This is a genomic window from Bradyrhizobium sp. 153, from assembly GCF_023073835.1.
Lineage (GTDB): Bacteria > Pseudomonadota > Alphaproteobacteria > Rhizobiales > Xanthobacteraceae > Bradyrhizobium.
This window is the reverse complement of record NZ_JADPKH010000079.1, coordinates 1-2,695: the sequence shown is the minus strand read 5'-3', so window position 1 is coordinate 2,695 and position 2,695 is coordinate 1. Positions and strand designations below refer to the sequence as shown.

Below are 2,695 nucleotides of genomic sequence, written 5' to 3'. Positions count from 1 at the left end.
GTTCGCCAGCGGCTTACGCTTGCCGCGCTGATCCAAATCGCTCGCCAGCCTGCCGGCCTGAAACGCCGCTCCGAATCAGGCAAGCACACGTTCGCGAAGATCCATCGACGGCGGTTTTGCCATGCCTGCCGGCCTCCGATCCGGCGACCAGCTTGAATCACCAAACCGCTGATTTGTGAATCTTGAGGGTTCTGTGAGGTCGCGTGGCAGGCGCGAGCCGCGCGCTCTGTCGTGCGTGCGACCTCATAGAAGCCGGATTGAACGAAGCTGCGGAGTTGTTGGCGCTATGGGAATAGTGCAGCGGGTGCGGCTGCGGGAGAGGCGCGCCTGTAGTCGCCGCGCGTCCGCGAGTCATTCATCGGATGTGAGGGGCCCGATTGATCGGGCCAAGGGCGCGATCCAGCGAGCGATTTGCTGCGCTGGGATGCGCTGCCGAACGATTGGCGGGGTGTTCGGTGACGAGCGCGGCCACGGCGACTTCGGACGTTGCCACCAAGAAGGTGATCACGGAAGCGGTGGATGGCACTGACGCTGGTCATGAGGTATCACAACGAAACGGCTGGCCGCGCGCGCAGGCTCGCGGGACGATATCGACGCGCCGCATGGTGCCGCCACAATGCGGGCAGACGGGGATCTCGCATTTGGTGAGGGGATCGGCGCCGGCTTCTTGATCAGTCGGAGCGTTGCGGGCAGCAAGGAGTTGACGGCAGAAAGCGATTTTATCGTTGCGTCCGCCATTGGCGAGGAAGCCATAGTGGCGGATGCGGTGGAAGCCGTCCGGCAGGGTGTGCAGGAGAAAGCGACGAATGAACTCATCGGCATCAAGCATCATCACTTTGGCTTTACGATTCTGCCGATAGTCCTTCCAGGAAAAGCTCACCTTGCCGTCGGCAAGCGAGATCAGCCTACTGTTGGCGATGGCGACGCGATGCGTATAGCGGCCGAGATAAGCCAGCACCTGTTCGGGCCCGCCGAATGGCGGTTGGCATAGACGACCCAGTCGGTCCGTCGAAGTTGCGCGAGGCGCTCGGCGAATGCGGCGGGATCGGCGAGACGGGCGAGATGGCCAAAGAAGCCCAACTGGCCGGCCGCGAAGGCAGCTTGCAGCTCTTGCAGAAACAGGCGGCGGAACAGCCGGGAGAGGACGCGCACCGGCAGGAAGAACCCGGGCCGGCAAGCGACCCAGCGTGTGCCGTCGAGCGAGGGTCCACCGCCGGGCACGACGCAGTGGATATGTGGATGGTGTTGCAGGGTTTGGCCCCAGGTATGGAGGACGGCGGTCACGCCGAGCTGAGCGCCGAGATGCTTGGGATCGGCCGCGATGGTGGCGAGCGTCTCGGCCGCGCAGCGGAACAGGATGGCATAGACGACGGCCTTGTTCTGGAAGGCGATCTCGCCGGCGGATGCCGGCATGGTGAAGACCACGTGGAAATACGGCACGGGAAGGAGTTCGGCTTGCCGCTCGGCAAGCCATTGTGCGCGCGCCGCACCCTGGCACTTCGGGCAGTGTCGATTGCGACAAGAATTGTAGGCGATGCGTGTCGCACCGCAGTCATCGCATTGCTCGACATGACCGCCAAGCACAGCCGTCCGGCACGCCGCGATGGCGCCCATGACGCGCCGCTCGACGCGGCCGAGATGCGCGGCGCGGGCTTGCCGAAACGCTTCGCCGTGGCGGCGGAAGATATCCGCCACTTCCAGAACCGGAGCCATCAGGTCCGCTCAGCCGGGCGGCACGACCTCCAGGCGGAGCCGGTCAAGCGGACTTGGCGTATTGCTGATGGTCTTTGTGGCGACTTGGGTATAGCGCGCCGTGCTCTGCAGACTGGCATGGCCCAGCAGCACCTGGATGATGCGCACGTCGGCCCCGTTCTCCAGGAGATGGGTCGCGAATGTGTGCCGCAGCGTATGCACTGTCACCGACTTGCTCAAGCCGGCCGCCGTACAGGCTGAACGGCAGCGGCGTGCAGCACGTTAGGGACGAGCGGACGCTCGTCGTCGCGGCCGGGAAACAGCCATCGTTTTGGCCGAGTGAGCCGCCAATACGTCCGCAGAATCCTCAAAAGCTGAGGCGAGAGCATAACGTAACGGTCCTTGCCGCCCTTGCCATGCTCGACCCGGATCAACATCCGTTGGCTATCAATGTCGACAACCTTCAAGAGGACCACTTCCGATACGCGCAAGCCTGCGGCATAGACGGTGGTCAGCGCGGTACGGCTCTTGAGGCTTGGGATTGCTTCCAGGAAGCGCACGACCTCGTCGGCGCTCAGCACGACCGGCAGTTTGCGCGGTTTACGCGCATAGGCGATGCGCTCCGGAACGGTGTCATGACCAAGCGTCACACCGTAGAAAAACCGCAGTGCGCAGACGATCTGGTTCAGCGCCGGCCAGGACATCCCCGTCGCAACCAGATGAACCTGGAAGGCACGGATATCCTCCAGGTCGAGGCGGTCAGGAGAACGACCGAAATATCGGCTCAACTTCGCTACGGCGTTGAGGTAGGATTGCTGCGTCGCCGGTGACAGATTGCGGACCGTCATGTCCTCGATCATGCGGCGGCGAAGTGGGCTGATCTCAGCCATCGGAAAACCTCCTGTCTAAAGGGTTGGGCTTCGAAAACCCGCAATCCTCTCAGACAGGAGGCAATCCTTGCTATGCCTCCCTACATGCCGCGCCAGCGGCTTCGTTCAATCCC

Annotated in this window: 2 pseudogenes; both read right to left on the bottom strand. The window is 63.3% G+C overall.

The annotated features are described in order from the left end of the window. Positions 1-535: 535 nt before the first annotated feature. Positions 536-1,713 (bottom strand): annotated as a pseudogene (locus IVA91_RS18735) (IS91 family transposase). A gap of 9 nt (positions 1,714-1,722) precedes the next feature. Then, positions 1,723-2,582 (bottom strand): annotated as a pseudogene (locus IVA91_RS18730) (site-specific integrase). Positions 2,583-2,695: the final 113 nt, after the last annotated feature.